Origin of the sequence: Streptococcus sp. SPS1 (assembly GCF_030439915.1) — a bacterium.
Taxonomy (GTDB): Bacteria; Bacillota; Bacilli; order Lactobacillales; family Streptococcaceae; genus Streptococcus.
Map to the genome: position 1 here is coordinate 182,649 of NZ_JAQFJG010000001.1, position 25,192 is coordinate 207,840.

Sequence of the window (25,192 nt, forward strand, 5' to 3'; positions counted from 1 at the left end):
TCCTATTGAACATTACTTGTCAAATTAGACAAGAGACGCTCAAATGAGTATTCATAGGTTTGGATGTCTCCTGCTCCCATAAAGACATAGACAGCATTGTCATGGTCAAGGAGTGGGGAAACATTTTCAACAGTAATCACTTGGTGTTTTTTGTTGATTTTTTTGGCTAGGTCTTCTACCTTAACGTCACCATGGTCTACCTCACGAGCAGATCCATAGATTTGCGCTAGGTAAACAGCATCCGCTTGGTTCAAAGCGTGAGCAAATTCGTCCAACAAGGCAATGGTTCTTGTAAAGGTATGCGGTTGGAAGACTGCTACAATTTCCTTGCTTGGGTATTTCTGACGAGCCGCATCCAAGGTCGCAATAATTTCTGTTGGATGGTGGGCAAAGTCATCGATAATAACTGTATCATTGACAATTTTCTCAGTGAAACGACGCTTAACACCGGCAAATGTTTTCAAGTGCTCACGCACCAAGTTCAAATCAAATCCTGCTGTGTAAAGAAGACCAATAACGGCTGTCGCATTCATGATATTGTGACGACCAAAGGTTGGAATGTGGAATTGCCCCAAGTCTTGTCCACGGAAATGAACGGTGAAGGTTGAACCAGTTGTTGAACGAAGAAGCTCACTAGCTACAAAGTCATTACCTTCTGCTTCAAAACCATAATAATAAATTGGTGCATCAGACGTAATTTTACGCAATTCTGCATCTTCACCATAGACAAAAAGACCCTTGGTAATTTGTTTGGCATAGTCGTTAAAGGCATTGAAAACATCCTCGAGACTTGTGAAATAGTCTGGATGGTCAAAGTCAATGTTGGTAATAATAGAGTATTCTGGGTGATAAGGCATGAAGTGACGCTCATATTCGTCAGATTCAAAGACAAAATATTTGGCATTGGCCGAACCACGACCTGTCCCATCCCCAATCAAGAAGCTAGTGTCTGTGATGTGAGACAAGACATGAGACAACATACCTGTCGTTGAAGTTTTTCCATGCGCTCCAGCTACTCCCATGCTAACAAAATCACGCATAAAGCTACCTAGAAATTCATGGTAACGTTTGTAGCTGATACCATTTTGGTCTGCATAGGCAATTTCGACATTGTTATCTGGACGAAAGGCATTTCCAGCGATAATTTCCATATCACCGTCTAGGTTCTTTTCATCAAAAGGAAGAATGGTAATGCCTGCCTGCTCAAGACCACGTTGAGTAAAGTAGTACTTTTCAACATCTGATCCCTGTACCTTATGCCCCATTTGGTGCAACATCAAGGCTAAGGCACTCATCCCTGATCCCTTAATTCCGATAAAATGATATGTCTTTGACATGTTTCCTCCCCTATTCTGTAATTCTGGTCAGATTCAACTCTTGGGCAACCCGACGTTCTTGTTCTGTTTGTTTACTTTTTTTATTGTAGATTTGGCTCTTCTTTAGAAAATCATAGTTGTTTTTCTTTGGAGCAGGTGCTGACACTTCTTCATTCTTGGTAGGGATAGAATGAACTTCTTCCGCCAAGATATAATGAGACTGGGTCAATTTTTGGCTATATTTCACCAATTCACCAGGATTTTCCTTTTGGAAAGGCGCTGTCGGTTGATTGCCCTGTCTAAGGAGGCCAGATTGAGAATGACGTCTCGCACGGCTGAAATCCTGAGTTAGGTAGTTAGCAGAGCGTTTCTTTTTCAAGTCCGCACGCGCTTCTTCACGCGCTACCTCCGCATAGCTCTTTCCTTCTTTTTTAACCCCTAAAGGAGCCTTTTTAGGTTTCTCTACTTGCTTTTCAATCGGTTTGACTGGCGCCTCTTCAGTAATAGGAGCCCATTCTAAATAATTTTTATCTCGATACTCACCCTTGATATTACTGATCAGATCAGACTCATCGTACAAGTTCATGACTGGCATTTCAGTCAACATGACCTCGTCATCTGACACCAATGGAAATCGTTCTTGTTTCATTTTCTATTTCCTTTCAACACTTCATTATAGCGTATTGTCTTGATTTTTCAAGTGCTGGCTTCAGAAATTCCCAAAATTTCTCTAATTTCTGCTAGGGTCAGACTGCCACGTGACTCTGTTCCGTCCAATACTTGTGACACCAAATGTTTCTTTTGTTCCTGGAGTTCCTGTATTTTTTCTTCAATGGTTCCCTTGGTTACCAAGCGATAGACCTCAACCGTTTCTTCCTGACCCATCCGATGGGCACGGCCAATGGCTTGCGCTTCCACCGCAGGATTCCACCAAAGGTCAACCAAGATAACCGTATCAGCACCTGTCAGGTTCAGACCGACCCCACCAGCCTTGAGGGAAATTAGAAAGGCATCTCTTTCCCCTTGGTTAAAGGCCTTGGTCATGTCTTGTCTTTCCTTAGCTGGGGTTGAGCCCGTAATTTTAAAGGATGTCAAGCCCAAGTCTGGCAGTTCTTGTTCAATTTTCTCCAACATTCCCTTGAACTGGGAGAAAATCAAGACACGGTGTCCGCCGTCTGCCACCTGTACCAACAGGTCTCGGAGACTATCCAGTTTACCACTGGCACCCTGATAATCCTCCATAAAGAGGGCAGGCGTGTCGCAAATTTGACGCAAGCGCATCAAACCAGATAAGATTTCAACTCGACTTCGCTGAAATTCCTGATCCGACACTTGCGCCAGACGATCTCTCATCTGTTGCAACTGGGCTAGGTAAATAGCCTTTTGCTGGTCTTCCAGTTCATTCTTATAAACTACTTCGATTAAGTCTGGCAATTCAGTCAGAACTTCTTCTTTCTTTCGCCGCATGACGAAAGGCTTGATAAACTGAGCCACGCGCTCGGCTGGCAATTTCATAAATTCTTTCTTACTTGGCAGGAGTCCTGGCATGACGATTTGGAAAATAGACCACAACTCCCCCAGATGATTTTCAATAGGAGTCCCTGACAAGGCAAAGACCGACGGCACCACAAATTGTCTCAAGGTCTGGGCAATCTTGGTCTGGGCATTTTTCATGACCTGAGCCTCATCTAAGAAAAGGAAGTCAAAGGCCATCCCTTGATAAAGATCACTGTCCTGACGGAAGGTAGCATAGCTGGTCACATAGATTTGATGGCTCTCAGCAAGAATCTCTTCACGACTAGCTTTCAAACCATGAACAACAGCCACATCCAACTGTGGGGCAGATTTCTGAAATTCATCTGCCCAGTTGTAGATCAAACCTGACGGAGCTAAAATCAAGACCCGACTTTCTTTTGTCACTTGACTGGTCAAAAAAGCAATGGTCTGAAGGGTTTTACCCAATCCCATATCATCAGCCAAAATTCCACCAAAACCATAATGATGGAGCATTTGCAGCCAGCTGATTCCCTTTTCCTGATAATCTCGCAAGTCAGCCTGAACCTGGGTTGCTTGTCGAGGAAAGTCCTCTGGATGCGTCAAGTCGTGGGCCAGATTCTGGAATTCTTGTGAGAAAGAAACACGGTCTCGCCCTTCAAAAAGATGAGCTAAACTGTAGGCCAAGGATTTCCGAGCCTGCAAGGAGCCATCTTTTAGTTCAAATTGCCCCAGTTCCTGTAGATTTTGGCGAATTTTCTTGGTTTCTTCATCGAAAAAGTAGACTTGATTGGACGAATCGATATAAAAATCTTGATTGGCAACCAAGGCCTGCATGGCTTGGTCGATTTCCTCCTGGGCAATATCTTGAAAATCAAATTGGATTTCCAAGAGACCTCCCTTGGAAGCAATCTGCACTTGAGGACTCGCTAGGCTATAAAGCTCTTCTAGCTTGTCTAATAGGTCAACATGACCGAGTTTTTCAAAGACTGGAATGATTTCGTGAAAGAAATGATAAACAGACTCCGCTTTTAGGGCCTGACGCCAAGATTGAAAATCTGCTTCAAAACCAGCTGCCAAACAGACTTGGAAAACTCTTTCTTCTAAGTCAGCGTCACTCGAAAATGGTAATTCTTCTAGCTCTTGTCGGCTTGATACCTGTCTGTCTCCATAATCAAACTGAATTTCTAAACGAATCCGATTATCTTCTTCCCTGTCAAAGTAAAAAGAGGGCGCAAAAGTTTTGATTTGTAGCCGTTCTGGAGCTGAAACAGTCCCCATCTGGCTAAAAAGAGCTAAACAAGAGGCTAACTTATCTCGGTCACTGCTATCAAATTGCAGGTATTTCTTGCTATGCTGATCCAAAGGCAACGCTTTGATTTCCTTGAGAAGACGCATCTGCTGGTCTGTTAGAAAATAAACCTGTCCTTTATGGAAAAGCACAGCTCCCTGATAAAAGGCATTGACCCTTGGACTCTCACTGATTTCCATTTCAAAATAATCCGAGTATTCTTTTACTGTAAAGGCAAAGAGATTGGCATCAGCATGCATATCCTGAAAAAGCAGAGTCTGGTAGCTATCCAGTTGATGGTCAAATTGAAAATGCGGCAAGGTCATCAGTAAATTCACACCCTGCTCAAAAAAAGTCAGAGGGAAAAAGAGGTGCCGACCCTGGTTTTGGAAAAAGAGGTCTGGAGCCTGTCCTTCCTCCATCAGTCCTCGTAAGAAATTCAGAAGTTCTTGGCTGGCCTCATCAAAGGATTTCCAAGATAAGGATTCCTCATAGGTTTTCCCAATCATATAAGACTTTCTCTGCTCGACAATCCTTAAAAAGAGTGGAATATCCCGAATGACGTAGTATTTTTGGCTATTGATTTGCCCGATTCTCAGGGTCCACAAGATATGATTGGTTCCTACTTCCACTTGCCCCACAGCCGATAATTCATAGGCACGTTCTGATTTTGGAGACAAGATTCGGTCCAAAAATTTGCCACCCAAGGTTACCTTGGTTTCAACGGCCTCTTTTTCTTCGTGACCTTCTTCCAAACTCTGCAAGATTTCCTGACCACGCTCATCATTTTTTAGAAAATGCTCCAGAGCTGCCAAATGCACACAGTAGCCCCTCTTTTGGAAAAAATCGCAAGCACAAAAAACCAAATCATCCTCTAAACTATAGCGCAGTTCTTCTTCTGCAACGCGAGCGTAGAGCCGATTGTTCTTTTCCTTGATAATGTCAACCTTACCAGTTTCATAAAGGGCAACGCCTTCGATACGGACTTTCCCCGGAATCAATTTAGCCATATTTTTACCTTTACCTTATCTTTTTATTATACCATATTTTCCCCTATGAAAATAGCCTTCTAGGGATACTTGTCGGCGAATTTCAAGTTACCCTGAGAAAATGAGGCTGAAATTTCCACTATTTCATAAACTTTTTTAAAGCGTAGCAGAATTGTGCAAAAGTTTTTTTCTTATGCTAGAATGAAATGCGAATAGGAGGAACTCTCAATGTTAACTTATGATTTAATCGTTATCGGATTTGGTAAAGCTGGTAAAACACTAGCAGGTAAATTGGCTTCAGCTGGCAAAAAAGTTGCCCTCGTTGAACGTAGCAAGGCTATGTACGGTGGAACTTGTATCAACATTGGTTGTATCCCAACTAAAACCTTGCTAGTTGCTGCTGAGAAGGACTTGTCTTTTGAAGAAGTGATTGCTACTAAAAACACGATCACTGGTCGCCTCAACGGTAAAAACTATGCGACTGTTGCTGGTACAGGCGTAGATATCTTTGATGCGGAAGCTCACTTCCTTTCAAATAAAGTCATCGAAATCCAAGCTGGTGATGAAAAGAAAGAACTGACTGCTGAAACAATCGTCATCAACACTGGTGCTGTTTCAAACGTCTTGCCAATCCCTGGACTTGCTACAAGCAAAAACATCTTTGACTCAACAGGTATCCAAAACTTGGACAAATTACCTGAAAAACTTGGAATCCTTGGTGGCGGAAATATCGGTCTTGAATTTGCCGGCCTTTACAACAAACTTGGAAGCAAGGTCACAGTCCTAGATGCCTTGGATACTTTCCTTCCTCGTGCAGAACCTTCCATCGCAGCTCTTGCTAAACAATACATGGAAGAAGATGGCATTGAATTGCTTCAAAATATCCATACTACTGAAATCAAAAACGATGGTGACCAAGTGCTTGTCGTAACTGAAGACGAAACTTACCGTTTCGACGCCCTTCTCTACGCAACTGGACGCAAACCAAATATAGAACCACTTCAACTTGAAAATACAGATATTGAACTAACTGAACGTGGTGCTATTAAAGTAGACAAACACTGTCAAACAAACGTTCCTGGTGTCTTTGCAGTTGGAGATGTCAACGGTGGCCTTCAATTTACTTACATTTCACTTGATGACTTCCGTGTTGTTTACAGCTACCTTGCTGGAGATGGCAGCTACACACTTGAAGACCGTCTCAATGTGCCAAATACTATGTTCATCACACCTGCACTTTCACAAGTTGGTTTGACTGAAAGCCAAGCAGCTGATTTGAAACTTCCATACGCTGTTAAGGAAATCCCCGTTGCAGCAATGCCTCGTGGTCACGTAAATGGAGACCTTCGCGGTGCCTTCAAAGCTGTTGTCAATACTGAAACAAAAGAAATTCTTGGAGCAAGCATCTTCTCAGAAGGTTCTCAAGAAATCATCAACATCATCACTGTTGCTATGGACAACAAGATTCCTTACACTTACTTCACAAAACAAATCTTCACTCACCCAACCTTGGCTGAGAACTTGAATGACTTGTTTGCGATTTAAGTTGAAATCTCATCTTAACTGACAGCCCTCTTTGGGCTGTTTTTGCTTCTGCGAAACACCAAATCTGTCTTTTCCCTCTTTTGTGATATAATAGAAACATGAACTTAAAAACTACTTTGGGCCTCCTAGCTGGGCGTTCTTCCCACTTCATTTTAAGCCGTCTTGGCCGTGGAAGTACGCTCCCAGGAAAACTTGCCCTTCAATTTGATAAAGATATTTTACAAAACCTAGCTAAGAACTACGAGATTGTCGTGGTCACTGGAACTAACGGAAAAACCTTGACAACTGCCCTCACTGTCGGCATTTTAAAAGAGGTTTATGGTCAAGTTCTGACCAACCCAAGCGGTGCCAACATGATTACAGGAATTGCGACAACCTTCTTAACAGCCAAGCCTTCTAAAACTGGAAAAAATATTGCCGTCTTAGAAATTGATGAAGCCAGTCTATCTCGTATCTGTGACTATATCCAACCAAGCTTATTTGTCATCACCAATATCTTCCGTGACCAGATGGATCGCTATGGTGAGATTTACACAACTTACAAGATGATTTTGGATGCTATTCGTAAGGTGCCTACTGCCACTGTTCTCCTTAATGGAGACAGTCCACTTTTCTACAAGCCAGCTATTCCAAATCCTGTACAGTATTTTGGTTTTGACTTGGAGAAAGGTCCAGCCCAGCTGGCTCACTATAATACCGAAGGTATCCTCTGCCCTGACTGTCAAGGCATCCTCAAATACGAGCACAATACCTATGCAAACTTGGGTGCCTATATCTGTGAAGGCTGTGGATGTAAACGTCCTGATTTGGACTATCGTTTGACAAAACTGGTTGAATTGACCAACAATCGCTCTCGCTTTGTCATTGACGGACAAGAATACGGTATTCAAATCGGTGGTCTCTACAATATCTACAACGCCCTAGCTGCGGTTGCCATCGCCCGTTTCCTTGGTGCAGATTCACAACTCATCAAGCAAGGATTTGATAAGAGCCGTGCTGTCTTTGGACGCCAAGAAACCTTCCATATCGGCGACAAGGAATGTACCCTCGTCTTGATTAAAAATCCAGTCGGTGCAACTCAAGCTATCGAGATGATTAAACTGGCTCCTTATCCATTTAGCCTATCTGTCCTCCTTAACGCTAACTATGCAGACGGAATTGATACAAGCTGGATCTGGGATGCTGATTTTGAACAAATCACTGACATGGACATTCCCGAAATCAACGCTGGCGGTGTTCGCCATTCTGAAATTGCACGTCGTCTCCGAGTAACAGGCTATCCAGCTGATAAAATTACTGAAACAAGTAGTCTAGAGCAAGTTCTTAAGACCATTGAGAAGCAAGACTGCAAGCATGCTTATATTCTGGCTACCTATACTGCTATGCTTGAGTTCCGCGAACTGCTGGCTAGTCGTCAGATTGTTAGAAAGGAAATGAACTAATGGTTTATACTTCACTTTCCTCAAAAGCTGGCAATTACCCCTATCAGCTCAACATTGCCCACCTCTACGGAAACCTCATGAATACCTACGGGGACAATGGAAACATCCTCATGCTCAAGTATGTGGCTGAAAAGCTGGGAGCCCATGTGACGGTTGACATCGTTTCTCTCCATGATGACTTTGATGAAAATCACTACGACATTGCCTTTTTCGGTGGTGGTCAAGACTTTGAACAGAGTATCATTGCAGACGACCTACCTGCTAAAAAAGAGAGCATTGACAACTACATCCAAAACGACGGTGTGGTTCTCGCTATCTGTGGTGGTTTCCAACTGTTGGGTCAGTATTATGTTGAAGCTTCAGGAAAACGCATCGAAGGACTAGGGGTCATGGGCCACTACACCCTCAATCAGACCAATAACCGTTTTATCGGGGACATCAAGATTCACAATGAAGATTTCAATGAAACCTACTATGGCTTTGAAAATCACCAGGGCCGTACCTTCCTCTCAGATGACCAAAAACCACTGGGACAGGTAGTCTATGGAAATGGAAACAATGAAGAAAAGATTGGTGAAGGGGTTCATTATAAGAATGTCTTTGGTTCCTACTTCCACGGACCTATCCTCTCTCGTAATGCCAATCTGGCTTATCGCCTAGTCACTACCGCCCTCAAGAAGAAATATGGTCAGGACATTCAACTCCCTGCTTATGAGGACATTCTCAGCCAAGAAATCGCTGAAGAATACAGCGACGTGAAAAGCAAGGCTGACTTTTCTTAAACCAAGGAAAACCATATCAAAGAACTCCGTTATCTTGTCGGAGTTTTTTTGTCTCTTCTTTTACCCTTCTCTCTTGCATTTTCTCTCTTTTTTTGCCAAAATAGAGGGGTAGAAAGAAGGTAGCATATGTCTAAATTACAACAAATCGTAACATATCTTGAATCAGAAAAACTAGACGTCGCTGTCGTATCTGACCCCGTCACAATCAATTACCTCACTGGCTTTTACAGTGATCCCCATGAACGCCAAATGTTCCTTTTTGTCCTAGCGGATCAGGAACCCCTCCTCTTTGTCCCAGCCCTTGAAGTTGAGCGTGCTACTAGCACTGTTTCCTTCCCAGTTGTGGGCTATGTGGATTCTGAAAATCCATGGCAAAAAATGAAACACGCTCTTCCACAGCTTGATTTCAAACGTGTCGCTGTTGAGTTTGACAATCTCATCTTGACAAAATATCATGGTTTAAAAATCGTTTTTGAAACTGCTGAGTTTGACAACCTCACTCCTCGTATCCAACGCATGCGCCTCATCAAATCAGCTGACGAAGTGCAAAAAATGATGGTTGCAGGTCTCTATGCGGACAAGGCTGTTAAGGTTGGTTTTGACAATATTTCTCTTGATAAGACTGAGACAGATATCATCGCTCAAATTGACTTTGCTATGAAACGTGAAGGCTATGAAATGAGTTTTGATACCATGGTCTTGACTGGTGATAATGCTGCAAATCCACACGGTATTCCAGCAGCTAACAAGGTTGAAAATGATGCTCTTCTACTCTTTGACCTTGGTGTTCTGGTCAACGGCTATGCTTCAGATATGACTCGTACAGTCGCTGTCGGCAAACCAGACCAATTCAAGAAAGACATTTACAACTTGACCCTTGAAGCCCAACAAGCTGCTCTTGACTTTATCAAACCAGGTGTGACTGCCCATGAAGTGGACCGGGCTGCCCGTGAGGTCATCGAAAAAGCTGGTTACGGTGAATACTTCAACCACCGTCTCGGTCACGGTATCGGTATGGATGTCCACGAATTCCCATCTATCATGGAAGGAAACGACATGGTCATCGAAGAAGGCATGTGCTTCTCTGTTGAACCAGGTATCTATATCCCTGGTAAAGTCGGTGTCCGTATCGAAGACTGCGGTGTTGTTACCAAGGATGGCTTTGACCTCTTTACAAGCACCAGCAAAGACTTGCTTTATTTTGATTAATATTCATCTAATACTCAATGAAAATCAAAAAGCAAACTAGGAAACTAGCCGCAGGTTGCTCAAAACACTGTTTTGAGGTTGTAGATAAGACTGATGAAGTCAGCTCAAAACACTGTTTTGAGGTTGTGGATAGAACTGACGAAGTCAGTAACCATATCTACGGCAAGGCGACGTTGACGCGATTTGAAGAGATTTTCGAAGAGTATAAAATCTTCCCACAATAAAACGCATAGTATCAAGGTTTCAACACCTGATACTATGCGTTTTTTCTAATTCTTAGGACTTTCTCCACATCCTCTTTACTTAATCTTCTTGATACTTTGACTAAGAATAAATCCTACAATCATCCCTACCATATTTTGCATGAAATTTGGTAGGATTTCTGGTAGGGCTGCAGCCCAGCCATTCATCAATGTAGAACCCAAGGCGTAACCCCCTACCATGGCAATCGTTGCTAAGATAAGGCCTAACCACTGAGTTTTTCCTTTAAATCCTGCGAAAAATCCCTGCAAGCCATGGTTGACCAAACTAAAGAACATCCACTGAGGATAGCCTGATAAGAGGTCAATCAAGAAACCTGCCAGTCCTCCGACTACAGCCCCTTCACGACTACCAAAGTAGAAGGCCGTAAAGAAGACACCCGCATCTAAAAGAGTTAGAATGCCTGTCGGTGTTGGAATTTTTAAGAAATAGCCTAGGACCACAGAGAGGGCGGTTAATAGGGATACAAGGGCGATTTTAGTTGTTTTGGTTTGCTTCATATTGTCTCACTCCATACTGATCTGCTTGTGCAATGGCACGATAAACGAAAGCCTTAGAGCTTTCTACTGCTGGTAAAAGTTCATCACCTTTAACCAAGTGACTGGCAATGCTAGAGGCAAAGGTACAACCTGCACCAGCATTTTGGCCTTGGATAACTGGATTTTCTAGGACTGTAAAGTTTTGTCCATCATAAAAGACATCCACAGCCTTGTCCTGACTAAGGCGATTGCCTCCCTTGATAATGACTGCTGGTACTCCTAAGGCATATAATTTCTGCGCTGCAGCCTTCATGTCTTCCAAGGTTTTAATCTCTTGACCAGCTAATAATTCTGCTTCTGGGAGGTTAGGCGTAATCACACTGACATAAGGGAAAAAGCGAATCAACTCTTGGCAGAGTTCACTAACTGCTACGTCGTGCGTTTCCTTGCATACCAAGACAGGATCCAGAACCACAGGCACTCCTGGGCGTTGTTTGATAAAGTCCAAGGCCTTCTCAGCCACACTAACAGTAGGGAGAAGACCAATCTTAATTCCCCCAAACTCCACATCACGCAAGCTATCTAATTCATGTTGAAAAATGGTATCATCAGTTGGAAAGACTTCAAATCCTTTTTCTGTCAAGGCTGTCAAACAAGTCACTGCTACAAAGCCATGCAAGCCGTTCAAGGTATAGGTAGCCAAATCAGCTGACAAACCACCACCACTAAAAATATCATTTCCAGAAAGTGCTAAAATACGATTATTCTTCATAACGAATCTCCTTTAAATATAAACCATTTGGTGCTGCAGTGGGACCTGCAAGCTGCCTGTCCTTTTTCTCCAAGATGAGGTCAATCTGCTCTACTGGCATACGCTTGTTGCCGATTTTGAGCAGTGTCCCCACCATATTGCGAATCTGTTTATACAAGAAACCATTTCCTGAAAAGGTAAAAGTCAAAAACTGGCCTGTCTCATCAACCCTAAGACTGGCTTCTGTAATAGTGCGAACCTTATCCTCTACACTAGTCCCAGAGGCTGTAAAGCCAGTGAAATCATGGGTTCCTTCTAGCTTTTTGACGGCCTCCTGCATCCGATCCACATCAAGCGGATAGGGAAAGTGAGTCGCATAGTGACGGCGCATGGGATTTTTGGGACGGCCCCTATCCACGATAAACTCATAGGTCTTACTGTGCTTGGCATAACGGCAATGAAAATCATTCGCCACAAGCTCAATTGAAATCACATCAATATCTTCAGGGGACTGGGTGTCCAAAGCAAAACGGAGCTTTTCCTCATCCATTTGATAGGGTAGGTCAAAATGAATCACCTGTCCCAAAGCATGAACCCCACTATCTGTCCTACCAGCACCGTGAACAGTGATGGCTTGCCCCTTATTCAATCTTGTCAAGGTTTTTTCAATTTCTTCCTGAACGCTCCGCGCATGGGGCTGGCGCTGAAAGCCAGCAAAGGCGTAACCATCATAGGAAACAGTTGCTTTATATCTCGTCATAATCTCTATTTTATCAAGAAATTAGTTTGTAGACAAGGTCCTAAAACAAATATTGTCCGGGTACAAAAATCCTAAAAAGAAAAACTTAGGAAACCAATCCTAAGCTCTCTTTTGAAGTAGGTACATGACAAAGATAGAGGTTACAATTAACCAAGATCCTAAGATAGCAAAGACCAACATCCCATTGTGAGTTAGTAAGCCAATTGCACCTAGAACGAATGGAGTCGTAAAGGCTCCGAAACTACAGCCTAAAACTGCAAATGAAGTTGCTTGATTGAGTAGTTTAGCTGGAATTCGTTCAGAGACAAGTTGAAAGACCGTCGTCAAGGCTACACTGTAGGCAAAACCAGCCATAATACTCCCTGCCACTACCACCCACAAGGATGGAGAGAGAGCAATCACGATTTGCCCTAAGCCGAAGGTAACACCGGACCAGAGGAGCAGTTTCTCTTTAAAGATAGAAATCAAGAAAGAAAAACTCACACCAGCCACAATCCCGATCAACTGCATGACACTAAGGACAAAACTAGATAACTGGGCATCTCCAAGTCCTCTTTCTACCATCAAACTTGGAATACGGATGGTAATAGCCGTATTGGTACAAACTACAACCGCTGCTTCAATAGCTAGGGTAAAAATCAAGCCTTTCATTTCTCGAGTTAAACGACTTGCTTCCTTCGCTTTTTTCTTGACTTCTTTCTTTTCTTTTCCATAAGGGACAAAGAGCAGATAAAGAGTCAGCACCAAAAATCCAGCACTATAGACTAGGAAGGTAGCTGTCCAACCAAAGGCCAACAACTGGCCGACTGCCAAGGTAATGAGAGAAGCCCCAACGACCTCTGCAGAACCGCGTAGCCCTAACATCTGAATTCGCGTTTTTCCTTGATAGCGTTCACTAATAATAGAAATAGCCTTGGCATTGATCATCCCAAGACCCAAACCAAAGAGAATCCGTGTTCCAAAGACAAAAGGATAAGCTTGATACCAAAAGGGAGCCGTCCCGCTCAATGATAAAATCAGCAAGCCCAAACTAATCTGTAATCGCTCAGGAAATATTTTTTCTAAGAAACCATTTAGTAATAACATCATCATGATTCCAAAGGAAGGCAAGCTCGCCAAGAGTTCAATTTGTTCCTTAGGATAACCTTGATAATAGTCAAACATGGCTGGCAGGGCACTCGAGATGGAAAAGGACGTAATCAAAACGAGGGAGAGAGCCAAAATACTGGCCCGTTCTAAAAATTGTTTCATGAAATCTCTTTCTATATTTCTCTTAATCTTCTAATTTTTTGATAGTTATCAAACAAGCAAGAAAAGAAGAAGCCTCTTTAGTGTACAGACTCCTTCTTAAACTCGAAAATGAATCCCTTGTGTCTTAGGATGACTTTCTCTTGAATTGCTTAATAAAGTAGAAGATAAATCCTGCTACCATATAGGCAACAAAGATAATCAGACACCACTTGAACACAACATCCCAACCCTTGTTTACATTCAAAAAGAAGTAAGGGAAAGGATTATCCTTGGCATTTGGAATATTGAGTTTTAGAACCAAGCCATTAAAAAGAGCAAACATCATATACAGCAAGGGTAAAATCGTCCACACAATTGGATCCCAAATCTTGTATTGACCCTGTTTGTCAAAAAAGAGGGTATCTGCGAAAAACCAGAGGGGAACGATATAGTGGCAAAGGAAATTTTCCAGAGTATAGAAATTAGTCGCAATGGGCGCTAAGAGGAAATGGTAAATCACACAGGTAATCATGATACTCATGGTGACCCCACCTTTTAAACGCAAGAGACTTGGTCTTTGCCAGTTTTCACCTACACGGCTCATCATCTTTAGGAGATAAAGGGTAAAAATAGTTACCAAGAGGTTGGACAGAACCGTGTAATAGAGAAGCATCCCAAAACCACCATGCTTGGTAATTTCAAGATAAACTCCCGTAAAAGCCGCTAGAAACAAGAAGATACGGCTATAAAATACAAATTTATAGTGTTTTGACATACTTAAATCTTCTTCACAAACTCTGATTTGAGTTTCATGGCACCAAAACCATCAATCTTACAGTCGATATTGTGGTCGCCTTCTACGATGCGGATATTTTTCACGCGCGTCCCTTGTTTCAAATCTTTTGGCGCACCTTTTACTTTCAAGTCCTTGATGAGAGTTACTGTATCACCGTCAGCCAATTTATTTCCGTTGGCATCGATAGCGACAAGGCCCTCTTCTACATCTGCAACTTCAGCAGGATTCCACTCATAAGCACACTCTGGGCAAACCAGTAGGGCACCGTCTTCGTAGACATACTCTGAGTTACATTTTGGACAATTTGGTAAGTTGTTCATGGTTTCTCCTTATCATCATTCACTATTCTTTGAAAATCAAAATTTCTCGAACAGCAACTATTATACCCTAAAATCAGCATTTTGACAAATTTAGAAAAAACCGATATCCATCTATCGGCTTTTCTACATTTACATTCTTTTTTCAGCTTCTGCTTTGATTTTTTCAACTACTTCTTGAATGTTCAATCCAGTTGTATCAAGGTAAACTGCATCCTCTGCTTGTTTGAGAGGCGAAGTCTCACGATGACTATCCTTGTAGTCACGCGCAGCAATTTCCTCTTTTAGTATTTCAAGGTTTGTTTCAATTCCCTTGGCAATATTTTCCTTGTAACGACGCTCTGCTCTTTCATCTACCGAAGCTACTAGGAAAATTTTTAATTCTGCTTGTGGCAATACAACAGTTCCAATATCGCGGCCATCCATGACAATCCCGCCTTGCTGGGCGATTTTTTGTTGGAGAGAAACCAGTTTCTCACGCACTTGAGGAATTGCTGCAATAGCAGAAACATGATTGGTCACTTCATTTTCACGGATAGGATGAGTAATATCCACATCTCCTACAAAGACAAGCTGTTCCCCAGTTTCTGAACGCCCAAAACTAATTGGATGCTGGTCCAACAAGGCTAGAAGGGCTTCGACTTCTTCTACTCCTAACTGGTTCTTGAGAGCCATATAGGTCGCTGCACGATACATAGCACCTGTATCTAGGTAGGTGTATCCAAAATCCTTGGCAATAATCTTTGCGACCGTACTCTTACCACTTGAAGCAGGGCCGTCAATAGCAATTTGAATTGTTTTCATATCAACTCCTATTTGATTTTAACAACATCACCTGGATTAGCAAACCAAGACCCTGTAGCCATGTGCCCAGGATTCAAGGCCTCTAACTGAGCAATCGAAATCCCAGCACGAGCTGCAATAGCTGCTTCCCCTTCTCCTGCGAGAACTTTAATCGTTCCTTCAGGATTAGTAGCTTCTTCTGAACTGCTAGAAGTAGATTCTGGCTCTGAACTCTGCTCAGGCTGGGAACTGCTTGAAGATGAGACTTGTACTACACTTGCATCTGAATCGTGAAAGTCTTTTAAGGCTGCTGTGCGATTACTCCCCCCCGATGATAGATAGATGAGAACGATGACCATCACCACCACAATTACAAAAAAAATACTAGCTAAGATCGTCAAGACACGATTGGCTACTACATCTCTGCCTTGAGTTCTCTTACGACGCTCTGCTCTTGATTCTTCTTGATCATAAATATCTTCTTGCCACGGTTCTTTTTCCATACCCTACTCCTTGTTTTTTTTTACTTTTCTTATTACAATATAAATATGAACATGAAAATCACACTTATACCTGAACGATGTATCGCCTGTGGACTTTGCCAAACTTATTCTGATTTATTTGATTACCACGATAATGGAATCGTGCGTTTTTACGATGATCCTGACCAGCTGGAAAAAGAAATTTCTCCTAGTCAGGATGTCTTAGAGGCTGTTAAAAATTGCCCAACTCGCGCCCTGATTGGAAACCAGGAAGCCTAAATCAATGGCGATAACCCACTCCCTCTAGTTTAGCATATTTCCATGTAAAATTATAGTCTTTTCACTTTATTTTTTTCTGTAAAATCAGGAAGGTCACTTTTTTCTTTAACGAGATAAAGTGGTCTTTTTTTAGTCTCCAAATAAATTTTACTGCAACTTAAAATATAAATTTCTCAATGAGAATAGACTTCTACCATTCTATTTCCTTTACCCTTTTTACAAATTCATTCCACTCTTGTCTACAATCTTTAGATAGGCATATATCCGTATAATTGAACGATAAATCTTTAATATTCTTCCACCAATCAAAAGAATTTCCCGCTTCTTCTGTTTCTATTCTTTTGTTAACTACTTCAACAATTGTATTATCTATCTCTTCCTTGTCATCTAAACTTAGAAATCTCCATTCAATTCCATTTGTATAAATTACTTTTTTATACCATAAAAGGTCTCCAATAAGTTGTCCCATCTCTCCAGTTATATGTTCAAAACTGTTCGATATGGTTGATTTGATTTTTTCCTCTGTAATTAAACTATAATTTAAATTCTTAACTTCCATGCATCCTCGAAGTTTCTTCCATTCTTCAATTTTTATACTTTTCCTAGATTTGTTTTCATAAGTCTTATCTAAAATAACTATATCAGGAAAATTACTTAGACCATAATAAATTTGTCCCAAACCCCTTCTTTGTCTTCCGAAGACATATCTTTTTGATAAACTATCTTTTAAAGTTGGCTTAATTATATCAGCAACTATAGGATACAATTCAGCCTCTACATAATTTTGTTTCTTTATTAGCCCGATTTCTTCAATATACTCCTCTTTACTTAGCATAAAATAACCCTCCTGAATTTTTTATTTATTAAGTTATCGTCTTTGCAGTAAATTTATTCCACATAGTTCATTTATATCATGTCAAATCCCTAATTTTTTTTTAAAAATCACTCAAGCTCCAGACCAAAAGAATTATAATTACAAAAAAGTGACTGCGCTAGATAACTCCTACTTTTTCATGATCTATGATAACTTTTTTCTTTGATCAGATAAAGTGGTCTTTTTTTAGTCTCCAAATAAATTTTACTGATGTACTTGCCGAGAATCCCAATGGTCAAGAGTTGAATGCCTCCAAGAAAGAGAATGACAGCCATCAGAGAGGTCCAACCTGATGTCGGATTGCCCAAAATGAGAGTCCGCACCACAACAAAAAAAGTCATAAGCAGAGAAATAAAACAAGATAGGAGACCAGCCACAAAGGCTATAATCAAGGGAAAATCTGAAAAATTAACAATCCCTTCAATGGAGTAGAAAAAGAGTTGCCTAAAACTCCAACTGGTCTTGCCAGCCTGCCTTTCGACATTTGGATAGTCCAAATAGTGGGTTTTAAAGCCGACCCAGGCAAAGAGTCCCTTAGAAAAACGATTGGACTCGGTCAAGGATAAAATAGCATCGACTACAGACCGTCTCATCATGCGAAAATCACGGACACCTGACGGCAGGGCTACTGGGCTGATTTTTTTCATAAGGCGATAAAAGAGATTAGCGCAGAGACTACGTAAAACTGGTTCTCCCTCCCGACTGGTTCTCCGTGTTCCTACACAGTCTAAATCTGCATTCTGGTCTAGTAAGTTTTTCATCTCGAGCAACATACCAGGAGGATCTTGGAGGTCTGCATCCATCACCACCACCAAATCTCCTGTCGCATATTGCAAGCCTGCATAGAGGGCTGCTTCTTTTCCAAAATTTCGAGAGAAAGAAATATAATGTACTGCCGAATTTTGCTCCCGATAGGCCTTTAAGAGTTCCAAGGTCCCATCACTCGATCCATCATCGACAAAGACATACTCGATTTCTGTTTCCAAATCTGGAAGTAAAGCTTCCAAAGCCTGATAAAAAAGAGGAAGTACTTCCTCTTCGTTTAAACAGGGGACAATGATTGACATCACCATCTTAGTCTTCAAATCCATTTGGATGCTTGCTTTGCCAACGCCATGCGTCTTCACACATTTGGGTGATACCTAATTCTGCTTCCCAGCCCAGTTCTGCTTTGGCTTTTGCAGGATCTGAATAACAGGCTGCGATATCCCCTGGGCGACGGTCTACAATGCGGTAAGGAATTGGACGTCCCACTGCTTTTTCCATGTTTTGGATAATTTCAAGAACTGAGTAGCCTTTACCTGTTCCAAGGTTATAAACGTTTAGACCTGAGCCTTTTTGGATTTTTTTCAGAGCTGCAACGTGACCTTTAGCCAAGTCAACAACGTGGATATAGTCACGAACACCGGTTCCATCTTCCGTATCGTAATCGTCTCCAAACACTTGCACTTGCTCTAATTTCCCAACTGCTACTTGAGTCACATATGGCAAGAGGTTGTTTGGAATACCATTTGGATTTTCTCCCAAATCACCACTCTCATGGGCTCCGATTGGGTTAAAGTAACGAAGCAAGACTACATTCCACTCTGAGTCTGCCTTGTAGATATCGGTCAAAATTTCCTCTAGCATAAGCTTAGTACGACCGTATGGATTGGTCACTGAAAGTGGGAAATCTTCCAAGATGGGCACTGTATGCGGATCTCCGTAAACTGTCGCAGAAGAACTGAAAATGATGTTTTTACAGTTGTTTTCTTCCATGGCTTTCAAAAGGCTAACAGTTCCAGCGATATTATTGTCATAATAAGCAAGAGGAATACGAGTAGATTCACCGACAGCCTTCAAGCCAGCAAAGTGAATGACCCCTGTTGGTTCTTCTTGCTTGAAAATGTCACGAAGAGTATCTGTATCACGGATATCTGCCTCATAGAACGGCACTTCAACTCCTGTAATTCTCTCAACAACTTCTAAACTTTTGCGATTGCTGTTGACAAGGTTATCTACCACAACAACTTGATGACCTGCTTGGATTAACTCAATAACTGTGTGGGTCCCGATAAAACCTGCCCCACCCGTTACCAAAATCTTTTCTTGCATCTTCTTTCCTCGATTCTCGGATTTTTTCTTATTTTACCATTTTTGATAGGGAATGTCATTTGCCATCCTAGAAGCTAAGCTAAAATTTCAGTAAAATATTTATTCGCTTTTTACTCGTTTGACATAGTTCTCAATTGGGTAGTTTTCAGGGTCCAGAGTCAACTCCTTGTCTTGAATCAGTTGAGCTAGATGGTAACCAATGATAGGACCAGTTGTGAGGCCTGATGAACCTAGTCCACTAGCAGCATAGACACCTGCCAATTCTGGCACCTGCCCAAAGAAGGGAGAGAAATCACGGGTATAGGCACGGATTCCCACACGCTCACCAGCTCTGGTAGCTTCTACTAAACTAGGATAGCAAGGCAGGGCTGCCTCCTCCATTTGTTGGAGTAAGGTTTCATCTACCGTCAAATCAAACCCCATGTCATTTTCATGAGTAGCGCCTAAGGATAGTTTCCCACCTGCAAAAGGAATCAAATCCCACTCCCCTTCTGGCATAACAACAGGGTAAGCTTCCATGTCTTGGCCAAGCTGATAATCTCGTAGTTGTCCTTTTTGGGGACGAACATCCACAGCATAACCCAAGGGTTCTAACATATCCCCCAACCAAGCTCCCGTCGCCAAAATAACCTGATCAAACACCTCTTCACCAATCTGGTAGCCTGATGCTAACGGTGTCAGAGTCACTTTTTCTTTGACCAGCTTGACGTGACTGGCTTCCAGCAAACGAGTCACTAAGAGCTGACCATCTACTCTCGCTCCACCAGAAGCATAGAGCAAGCGGTCAAATCCCTGCAAGCCAGGGAATAATTCATTTGCTGATGCTTGGTCTAAAATGGCTAACTGGCCTATCAAGGGAGATTCTTCTCTGCGCTGGAGGGCTAGTTGATACAGTTCTTCCAACTTAGTTTCATCCTTTTTCAGGAGAAAGACTCCCGAACACTGGTAAAAGTCGATTTCTTGTCCTGACTTTTCTAAATCAGCCAACAAATCCACATAAAAATCAGCCCCCAAGCGCGCCATTTTGTACCAGGCCTTATTGCGGCGTTTGGAAAACCAAGGACTGATAATTCCTGCTGCGGCCTTGGTAGCCTGACCTTGTTCATGGTCAAAGACGGTTACTTCTAGGTCACTTTCTTTCGAGAGGTAGTAGGCAGCTGTTGCTCCCACAATTCCTGCTCCGATAATAGCAACTTTTTTCATTGTTTTCACTTTCTAACTAGATATGGTGGAAAGGATTGGTCGATGCTTGACTAGGTACAATATCGATTGTCCAGCCTTTTTCCTCTTTCCATTGATTAAGAAGCTCTGCAATTTTTTCCACAAACAGCACTTCGATATAGTGTCCTGGATCCAGTGCCAACAAGCCATCAGACAGCATATCCTGGGCAGTGTGGTAGTAAATGTCACCAGTGATATAGACATCCGCTCCTTTGGCTAAAGCATCCTTATAGAAAGACTGCCCACTTCCACCACAGATGGCCACTCTTGAAATAGGATTCTGCAAGTCATTCTCTTGATAATGCACCAATCGAAGGCTATCTAAACCAAAGACTTGCTTGACGTGTTGGGCCAATTCTCCAAATGTCTGAGACTGAACATTCCCAATACGTCCAATTCCACGTCCAGGACCTGTCTCCTGCAGATAAGTCGTCTCCTCAATGCCTAGCATCTGGCAGAACCAATCATTGAGGCCATTTTCAACGATGTCAATATTGGTATGGCTGACATAAACTGCGATGTCATGCTTTATCAGATCAATGTAAATCTGATTTTGTGGACGGCTAGCTACCAAGTCCTTGATAGGACGGAAAATCGGCGCGTGCTTGACGATAATCAAATCCACACCCTTTTCAATGGCTTCAGCCACCGTTTCTTCACGAATATCCAGAGTCACCATGACCCTTTGGATATCCTTGTCCAAAGTGCCAATTTGCAGACCACGGCTGTCTCCCTCCATAGAAAATTCCTGAGGGCAAAAGGCTTCATAGCGTTTAATCACTTCACTTGCTAGCATGGAGAACCTCCTTGATGGCTTGAATTTTATCTACTAGAACTTGAAGTTCTTCCAAATTTTTTTCAGGGATTTGTCCGAGGGCGAACTCTAGCTTAGCAGCTTCTTTTTGCCATTTTTGGACAAAGACTAGACTGACCTCTTTGGACAAGAAGGGACCAAAGCGAACATCACTAGCTGATAGCTTCATTTGTCCTACTTCCACCACCAAAATCTCATAAAACTTGCCAGCTTCTTCTAAGATGCTTTCAGCCACAATCTGAAATCCGTTCTCTTGTAACCAGATACGCAAATCGTCTTCACGATTATTAGGCTGGAGGATCAATCGTTCTACATTAGCTAACTTGTCCAAGCCTTCTTCTAAGATCCTAGTAATCAAACGGCCACCCATACCAGCGATGGTGATGACAGAGACTTGGTCTGCCTCTTCAAAGGCTGCCAAGCCATTTGCTAAACGGACTTGGATTTTCTCCTTTAGGCCGTGAGCCTCAACATTTTTGACCGCAGACTGATAGGGGCCTTCCACCACCTCACCCGCAATAGCACTTTTAATTTGTCCTCTTTCGACCAACTCGATAGGCAGATAAGCATGGTCACTTCCCACATCTAGTAAAATGGCTCCCTGCGGCACAAAAGACGCCACCAACTCTAATCTCTTTGAAATCATCTTCTCTCTCTTTCCAAAACTCTATTACCTCTTATTATACCACATTTCAGCTAGCAATCTTGCACCTAAAAAAGACCGCAATCCACAGATTGCAGCCTTTCTTTATTTTCTGGCTTGATAGCGACTAGTCAGGATGAAAATCACGGTAAAGACCAACATCATGACACCATAAATAGGTAATGTTTGTCCTGTAAGTCTTGAAATTTCAAGCAATTTTTGAATTCTTGGGAAGAGAGCTGTAGCTAGGAAGCCTCCTACTGACCAAACAATCAAGAGGACACGCCAGAGGGTAAATGGCATGCAGGCTCTAAATACAGATAAGAAACCAATTGACCCCAGTAGATAATAGAGGAGAGTTGAAATTTCTAACTCAGACCAACCTTGGCTACTTCCAAATATTTTCACAAAGAGAACGCTAAAGACGACCATGAGAGCGCTTGGTAGGGCACGAAGCATGGATCTTCTGAGGAAGTTTGGTTCAACAGGTTTGATATTTCGCTCAAAAGTCAGAACGAATGGTGGGAAACCTTCCACGAACTGGTCAATCATGGTAATCTGGATTGGAATGAAAGGGAAAATCAAGATCCACTCAGACCGACCTAATAAAGCACTGGCAATACAGATAACTGCGAGCAAGAAAGAATAGATAGTCTTTATCAAGAAAATCGGTGCGATATGGGCAATGTTATTGACCACACGACGACCTTCAAAGAGAATCTCAGGAACATCATTAAAGTCTGAGTTCAAGAGAACCAAATTGGCAATCTGACGAGTCGCTGGATCCCCTTCCGCCATTACGATGGAACAATCCGCCTCACGAAGGGCCAAGATATCATTGACCCCGTCCCCTGTCATAGCTGTTGTATGCCCCGCTTTTTTCAGCGTTTGGATGATGAGTTTCTTTTGATGAGGGGAAACCCGTCCGAAAATAGCTGTCTCCTCAGCCATAGCAACCAATTCCTCATCCGTGATTTTCGAACAATCTACATAACTGTCATAGTCAGCAAAACCAGCCTTCTGAGCAATGCTAGATACCGTAACTGGATTGTCACCAGAGATAATCTTGAGGCCCACTTCCTGAGAACGGAGATAGTCCAGCGTCTCTGCTGCTCCCTCCCGAATGGGGTCCAAGATTTCCAGCAAGGCCAGAGCCTGAATATCAGATGGTTTCTGCGGCTTGTGATGGTCTAATTTCTCCTGACTGATAGCTAGGACCAAGACACGTGAACCTCTCTCCAAGGCCTCTCTGGCTTCAGGGACCTCAGAATCCAGCAACATCTCAGGTGCACCTAAGAAAACTGTTCCCAAACCTTCCAATTCCATTGCTCCCCACTTGCGGTCGCTTGAGAAGGGAAGATTGGAAATCATAGGATAGGCTACTTGGCCTTGGAATCTCTGGCGAATGGCTTGGGCAGTTGGATTTTTATCCTCACTATGGGCCATATAGCTTGTCAGGATGCTGGCAAGCGCTGACTCTCCATACTCTTCAGTCAAAGGAAGAATAGCCTCCACCTGCATCTTTCCTTGGGTGATGGTACCCGTCTTGTCCAGACAGAGCATATCCACGCGCGCCAAGGTCTCAACAGAGTACATCTCCTGCACCAAGACCTTTTTCAAACCCAACTTAATCACTGCAGTCAAGAGCGAAGTAATGGTCAAAAGGGCAATTCCCTTGGGCAACATCCCCAAAAGGGCTGTCGACGAATTTACAACGGATGACTTAAGAGGCAAGCCTTTTAAAAGCAAGGCTTCTAGCAAGAGAGCTAGACCAAAGGGAATGATAATCTTCCCAGTAAAACCGGCTAGTTTATCCAGAGATTTCATGATACGGGAGTTGATGGGTTTCACTGTTTTGGCTTCCAGCATAAGTTTGGCAGCATAGTTGTCTGCACCTACATGGTGAACTTGAGCTAAAACTGACCCACTGGCCAAGAAACTTCCTGACAAAAGCAAGGCATCAACTTCCTTTTGCACCAAATCACTTTCCCCCGTTAACATGGCTTCATTGACTTCCGCAAAGCCTTCCAAAACCAAGGCATCACTGGGAATTTGCTCTCCAGCAGACAAACGAATGACATCTCCTAACACCAATTCTTCAGGATTCAGAGCCACTTCTTGGCCATCACGAATAGTCTTGACCTTTTCCTTGGTCATGAGATTGAGCTTGTCCACCATGTGTTTGGCTCGTAGCTCGGTCACAATTCCAGAAAAAGCGTTAAAGCAGATAACAGCAAAGAAGACCAAATTGCTCCAAGCCTGCACAAAGGCAAGGGCCAAAGCAATGGCAAAGTTCAAAGCGTTAAAAAGGGTAAAGACATTTCGTTTAACGATTTGCCAAGTGCTGGTACTAGCCGATGCGGTAAAATCATTGACCAAGCCCTTAGCCTGTCTTTCCTTGACTTCTCTTTGGGTTAATCCCATAATCTTATTTTTATCCATAAATTCTATCATATCATTTTTTCTAAAAGAATTCTAATCTCATCCTAAATATGCACCTAGTCAAGGGAAAAGTTTGCCAGCCCTCCTTTGATAAGGTATAATAATAACAAGAAAATAATCGAAGGAGATCGCATGTTTTATACTTATTTACGTGGATTGGTTGTCTTGCTCCTATGGTCCATCAATGGCAATGCCCACTATCATAATACTGATAAAATTCCTAATCAAGATGAAAATTATATTTTAGTTGCGCCTCACCGTACCTGGTGGGATCCTGTTTACATGGCCTTTGCGACCAAGCCAAAACAGTTCATCTTTATGGCTAAAAAAGAACTCTTCACCAACCGTATCTTTGGATGGTGGATTCGTATGTGTGGTGCCTTTCCTATTGACCGTGAAAATCCTAACGCTTCAGCCATCAAATATCCTATCAATGTTCTCAAAAAAAGCGACCGCTCTCTCATCATGTTTCCAAGTGGAAGCCGTCACTCAAACGATGTCAAGGGTGGAGTTGCCCTGATTGCCAAAATGGCCAAGGTCCGTATCATGCCGGTTACCTATACAGGTCCCATGACTTTGAAAGGCTTGATTAGTCGTGAACGTGTCGATATGAACTTTGGAAATCCAATTGATATCTCAGATATCAAGAAAATGAATGATGAAGGCATTGAAACAGTCGCCAATCGTATCCAAACAGAATTCCAACGTCTAGACCAAGAAACCAAACAATGGCACAATAATAAAAAACCAAATCCACTCTGGTGGTTTATCCGCATCCCTGCTCTCATCCTTGCCATTATCCTCGCTATCCTAACTATCATCTTTAGCTTTATCGCAAGCTTCATCTGGAATCCAGATAAAAAGAGAGAAAAACTTGGTTAAATAAATACAACAATCC

At 42.4% G+C, this 25,192-nt stretch carries 24 protein-coding genes and 3 pseudogenes; 7 read left to right on the forward strand and 20 right to left on the reverse strand.

The features are described 5' to 3' along the window. Positions 1-2 precede the first annotated feature (2 nt). Genes murC through PCY12_RS00920 form a run of 3 tightly spaced genes read right to left on the reverse strand, consistent with a single transcriptional unit; the run spans position 3 to position 5,111 of the window. A complete protein-coding gene (gene murC, locus PCY12_RS00910) occupies positions 3-1,337 on the reverse strand; it encodes a UDP-N-acetylmuramate--L-alanine ligase (RefSeq protein WP_301351127.1) in 1,335 nt (444 codons plus the stop codon). 10 nt (positions 1,338-1,347) lie between these two features. Then, complete coding sequence (locus PCY12_RS00915) at positions 1,348-1,965, reverse strand: cystathionine gamma-synthase (protein WP_301351128.1); 618 nt, start codon at positions 1,963-1,965, stop codon at positions 1,348-1,350. Between the two features lie 47 nt (positions 1,966-2,012). Next, positions 2,013-5,111 (reverse strand): DEAD/DEAH box helicase, encoded by a 3,099-nt coding sequence (locus PCY12_RS00920; protein WP_301351129.1) that lies wholly within the window; start codon positions 5,109-5,111, stop codon positions 2,013-2,015. A gap of 207 nt (positions 5,112-5,318) precedes the next feature. On the opposite strand from PCY12_RS00920, the gene PCY12_RS00925 reads away from it, so the two are divergent. From PCY12_RS00925 to PCY12_RS00945, 5 genes are all read left to right on the forward strand, one after another. Further along, positions 5,319-6,635 (forward strand): FAD-containing oxidoreductase, encoded by a 1,317-nt coding sequence (locus PCY12_RS00925; protein WP_301351130.1) that lies wholly within the window; start codon positions 5,319-5,321, stop codon positions 6,633-6,635. A gap of 98 nt (positions 6,636-6,733) precedes the next feature. Beyond that, a complete protein-coding gene (murT, locus tag PCY12_RS00930; RefSeq protein WP_301351131.1) occupies positions 6,734-8,077 on the forward strand; it encodes a lipid II isoglutaminyl synthase subunit MurT in 1,344 nt (447 codons plus the stop codon). Then, the gene (gene gatD / locus PCY12_RS00935; RefSeq protein ID WP_301351132.1) at positions 8,077-8,859 is read left to right on the forward strand and encodes a lipid II isoglutaminyl synthase subunit GatD; all 783 of its coding nucleotides are present in this window, start codon (positions 8,077-8,079) and stop codon (positions 8,857-8,859) included. The genes murT and gatD overlap by 1 nt, the downstream gene beginning before the upstream one ends. Before the next feature lie 126 nt (positions 8,860-8,985). After that, complete coding sequence (locus tag PCY12_RS00940) at positions 8,986-10,068, forward strand: Xaa-Pro peptidase family protein (RefSeq protein WP_166731568.1); 1,083 nt, start codon at positions 8,986-8,988, stop codon at positions 10,066-10,068. A gap of 17 nt (positions 10,069-10,085) precedes the next feature. Beyond that, positions 10,086-10,292: a hypothetical protein gene (locus PCY12_RS00945; protein ID WP_240155851.1), complete on the forward strand. Its 207-nt coding sequence runs from the start codon at positions 10,086-10,088 to the stop codon at positions 10,290-10,292. A gap of 75 nt (positions 10,293-10,367) precedes the next feature. Here the strand turns inward: PCY12_RS00945 and PCY12_RS00950 are convergent, their stop codons facing one another. From PCY12_RS00950 to PCY12_RS00985, 8 genes are all read right to left on the reverse strand, one after another. Beyond that, positions 10,368-10,829 (reverse strand): ECF transporter S component, encoded by a 462-nt coding sequence (locus PCY12_RS00950; RefSeq protein WP_000814989.1) that lies wholly within the window; start codon positions 10,827-10,829, stop codon positions 10,368-10,370. Next, positions 10,807-11,580, reverse strand: a complete 774-nt coding sequence (locus PCY12_RS00955) for a bifunctional hydroxymethylpyrimidine kinase/phosphomethylpyrimidine kinase (protein ID WP_301351133.1) — start codon at positions 11,578-11,580, stop codon at positions 10,807-10,809. Before PCY12_RS00955 ends, PCY12_RS00950 begins: the two co-directional genes overlap by 23 nt. Then, positions 11,570-12,319 carry a tRNA pseudouridine(38-40) synthase TruA gene (gene truA, locus PCY12_RS00960; RefSeq protein ID WP_301351134.1) on the reverse strand — a complete coding sequence of 250 codons (750 nt, stop codon included), beginning with the start codon at positions 12,317-12,319 and terminating at the stop codon, positions 11,570-11,572. Before truA ends, PCY12_RS00955 begins: the two co-directional genes overlap by 11 nt. 99 nt (positions 12,320-12,418) lie before the next feature. After that, positions 12,419-13,570 carry an MFS transporter gene (locus PCY12_RS00965; protein ID WP_301351135.1) on the reverse strand — a complete coding sequence of 384 codons (1,152 nt, stop codon included), beginning with the start codon at positions 13,568-13,570 and terminating at the stop codon, positions 12,419-12,421. A gap of 124 nt (positions 13,571-13,694) precedes the next feature. After that, the gene (locus PCY12_RS00970) at positions 13,695-14,324 is read right to left on the reverse strand and encodes a Pr6Pr family membrane protein (protein ID WP_301351136.1); all 630 of its coding nucleotides are present in this window, start codon (positions 14,322-14,324) and stop codon (positions 13,695-13,697) included. A 2-nt stretch (positions 14,325-14,326) separates the two neighbouring features. Further along, positions 14,327-14,665, reverse strand: a complete 339-nt coding sequence (locus tag PCY12_RS00975; RefSeq protein ID WP_001061596.1) for a zinc ribbon domain-containing protein YjdM — start codon at positions 14,663-14,665, stop codon at positions 14,327-14,329. A gap of 129 nt (positions 14,666-14,794) precedes the next feature. Further along, the gene (gene cmk / locus PCY12_RS00980) at positions 14,795-15,466 is read right to left on the reverse strand and encodes a (d)CMP kinase (protein WP_173282514.1); all 672 of its coding nucleotides are present in this window, start codon (positions 15,464-15,466) and stop codon (positions 14,795-14,797) included. Between the two features lie 8 nt (positions 15,467-15,474). Then, the gene (locus PCY12_RS00985) at positions 15,475-15,948 is read right to left on the reverse strand and encodes an SAG1386/EF1546 family surface-associated protein (protein ID WP_301351137.1); all 474 of its coding nucleotides are present in this window, start codon (positions 15,946-15,948) and stop codon (positions 15,475-15,477) included. A gap of 51 nt (positions 15,949-15,999) precedes the next feature. On the opposite strand from PCY12_RS00985, the gene PCY12_RS00990 reads away from it, so the two are divergent. Then, positions 16,000-16,206: a ferredoxin gene (locus tag PCY12_RS00990; RefSeq protein ID WP_000705155.1), complete on the forward strand. Its 207-nt coding sequence runs from the start codon at positions 16,000-16,002 to the stop codon at positions 16,204-16,206. Between the two features lie 50 nt (positions 16,207-16,256). Here the strand turns inward: PCY12_RS00990 and PCY12_RS00995 are convergent. The 9 genes and pseudogenes from PCY12_RS00995 to PCY12_RS01030 all read right to left on the reverse strand — a co-directional run. Further along, positions 16,257-16,358 (reverse strand): annotated as a pseudogene (locus PCY12_RS00995) (group 2 glycosyl transferase); the annotation flags it as partial. A 38-nt stretch (positions 16,359-16,396) separates the two neighbouring features. Further along, positions 16,397-17,041, reverse strand: coding sequence for a hypothetical protein (locus tag PCY12_RS01000; RefSeq protein ID WP_050238782.1), 645 nt, complete (start codon positions 17,039-17,041; stop codon positions 16,397-16,399). 176 nt (positions 17,042-17,217) lie between these two features. Continuing rightward, positions 17,218-17,406 (reverse strand): annotated as a pseudogene (locus PCY12_RS10295) (glycosyltransferase); the annotation flags it as partial. Between the two features lie 186 nt (positions 17,407-17,592). After that, positions 17,593-18,171: pseudogene (locus PCY12_RS10300) on the reverse strand (glycosyltransferase family 2 protein); the annotation flags it as partial. Next, complete coding sequence (galE, locus tag PCY12_RS01010) at positions 18,155-19,174, reverse strand: UDP-glucose 4-epimerase GalE (RefSeq protein WP_001156552.1); 1,020 nt, start codon at positions 19,172-19,174, stop codon at positions 18,155-18,157. The gene galE and the pseudogene PCY12_RS10300, both read right to left, overlap by 17 nt. A gap of 99 nt (positions 19,175-19,273) precedes the next feature. After that, positions 19,274-20,377 (reverse strand): FAD-dependent oxidoreductase, encoded by a 1,104-nt coding sequence (locus tag PCY12_RS01015; RefSeq protein WP_301351139.1) that lies wholly within the window; start codon positions 20,375-20,377, stop codon positions 19,274-19,276. Positions 20,378-20,393: 16 nt separating this feature from the next. Beyond that, positions 20,394-21,191, reverse strand: coding sequence for a Nif3-like dinuclear metal center hexameric protein (locus PCY12_RS01020; RefSeq protein WP_301351140.1), 798 nt, complete (start codon positions 21,189-21,191; stop codon positions 20,394-20,396). Further along, on the reverse strand, positions 21,178-21,855 hold the full coding sequence (locus PCY12_RS01025; protein ID WP_301351141.1) for a tRNA (adenine(22)-N(1))-methyltransferase TrmK: 678 nt from the start codon (positions 21,853-21,855) through the stop codon (positions 21,178-21,180). The genes PCY12_RS01020 and PCY12_RS01025 overlap by 14 nt, the downstream gene beginning before the upstream one ends. 102 nt (positions 21,856-21,957) lie before the next feature. Next, positions 21,958-24,294, reverse strand: coding sequence for a cation-translocating P-type ATPase (locus PCY12_RS01030; RefSeq protein ID WP_301351263.1), 2,337 nt, complete (start codon positions 24,292-24,294; stop codon positions 21,958-21,960). Positions 24,295-24,426: 132 nt separating this feature from the next. Here PCY12_RS01030 and PCY12_RS01035 point away from each other — a divergent pair, with 132 nt between their 5' ends. Beyond that, positions 24,427-25,176: a 1-acyl-sn-glycerol-3-phosphate acyltransferase gene (locus tag PCY12_RS01035; protein ID WP_173277464.1), complete on the forward strand. Its 750-nt coding sequence runs from the start codon at positions 24,427-24,429 to the stop codon at positions 25,174-25,176. Positions 25,177-25,192 lie beyond the last annotated feature (16 nt).

Excerpts from the sequence above, each read along its gene's own strand:
- PCY12_RS01000 (WP_050238782.1), bottom strand. The coding sequence starts at position 17,041 with ATGCTAAGTAAAGAGGAGTATATTGAAGAAATCGGGCTAATAAAGAAA.
- PCY12_RS00985 (WP_301351137.1), bottom strand. The coding sequence starts at position 15,948 with ATGGAAAAAGAACCGTGGCAAGAAGATATTTATGATCAAGAAGAATCA.
- PCY12_RS00950 (WP_000814989.1), bottom strand. The coding sequence starts at position 10,829 with ATGAAGCAAACCAAAACAACTAAAATCGCCCTTGTATCCCTATTAACC.
- PCY12_RS00965 (WP_301351135.1), bottom strand. The coding sequence starts at position 13,570 with ATGAAACAATTTTTAGAACGGGCCAGTATTTTGGCTCTCTCCCTCGTT.
- PCY12_RS00945 (WP_240155851.1), top strand. The coding sequence starts at position 10,086 with ATGAAAATCAAAAAGCAAACTAGGAAACTAGCCGCAGGTTGCTCAAAA.
- PCY12_RS00925 (WP_301351130.1), top strand. The coding sequence starts at position 5,319 with ATGTTAACTTATGATTTAATCGTTATCGGATTTGGTAAAGCTGGTAAA.
- galE (WP_001156552.1), bottom strand. The coding sequence starts at position 19,174 with ATGCAAGAAAAGATTTTGGTAACGGGTGGGGCAGGTTTTATCGGGACC.
- PCY12_RS00915 (WP_301351128.1), bottom strand. The coding sequence starts at position 1,965 with ATGAAACAAGAACGATTTCCATTGGTGTCAGATGACGAGGTCATGTTG.
- murT (WP_301351131.1), top strand. The coding sequence starts at position 6,734 with ATGAACTTAAAAACTACTTTGGGCCTCCTAGCTGGGCGTTCTTCCCAC.
- murC (WP_301351127.1), bottom strand. The coding sequence starts at position 1,337 with ATGTCAAAGACATATCATTTTATCGGAATTAAGGGATCAGGGATGAGT.
- PCY12_RS00990 (WP_000705155.1), top strand. The coding sequence starts at position 16,000 with ATGAAAATCACACTTATACCTGAACGATGTATCGCCTGTGGACTTTGC.
- cmk (WP_173282514.1), bottom strand. The coding sequence starts at position 15,466 with ATGAAAACAATTCAAATTGCTATTGACGGCCCTGCTTCAAGTGGTAAG.
- PCY12_RS00940 (WP_166731568.1), top strand. The coding sequence starts at position 8,986 with ATGTCTAAATTACAACAAATCGTAACATATCTTGAATCAGAAAAACTA.
- PCY12_RS00970 (WP_301351136.1), bottom strand. The coding sequence starts at position 14,324 with ATGTCAAAACACTATAAATTTGTATTTTATAGCCGTATCTTCTTGTTT.
- PCY12_RS01035 (WP_173277464.1), top strand. The coding sequence starts at position 24,427 with ATGTTTTATACTTATTTACGTGGATTGGTTGTCTTGCTCCTATGGTCC.
- PCY12_RS01030 (WP_301351263.1), bottom strand. The coding sequence starts at position 24,294 with ATGGATAAAAATAAGATTATGGGATTAACCCAAAGAGAAGTCAAGGAA.
- gatD (WP_301351132.1), top strand. The coding sequence starts at position 8,077 with ATGGTTTATACTTCACTTTCCTCAAAAGCTGGCAATTACCCCTATCAG.
- PCY12_RS01015 (WP_301351139.1), bottom strand. The coding sequence starts at position 20,377 with ATGAAAAAAGTTGCTATTATCGGAGCAGGAATTGTGGGAGCAACAGCT.
- PCY12_RS01020 (WP_301351140.1), bottom strand. The coding sequence starts at position 21,191 with ATGCTAGCAAGTGAAGTGATTAAACGCTATGAAGCCTTTTGCCCTCAG.
- PCY12_RS00920 (WP_301351129.1), bottom strand. The coding sequence starts at position 5,111 with ATGGCTAAATTGATTCCGGGGAAAGTCCGTATCGAAGGCGTTGCCCTT.
- PCY12_RS01025 (WP_301351141.1), bottom strand. The coding sequence starts at position 21,855 with ATGATTTCAAAGAGATTAGAGTTGGTGGCGTCTTTTGTGCCGCAGGGA.
- truA (WP_301351134.1), bottom strand. The coding sequence starts at position 12,319 with ATGACGAGATATAAAGCAACTGTTTCCTATGATGGTTACGCCTTTGCT.
- PCY12_RS00955 (WP_301351133.1), bottom strand. The coding sequence starts at position 11,580 with ATGAAGAATAATCGTATTTTAGCACTTTCTGGAAATGATATTTTTAGT.
- PCY12_RS00975 (WP_001061596.1), bottom strand. The coding sequence starts at position 14,665 with ATGAACAACTTACCAAATTGTCCAAAATGTAACTCAGAGTATGTCTAC.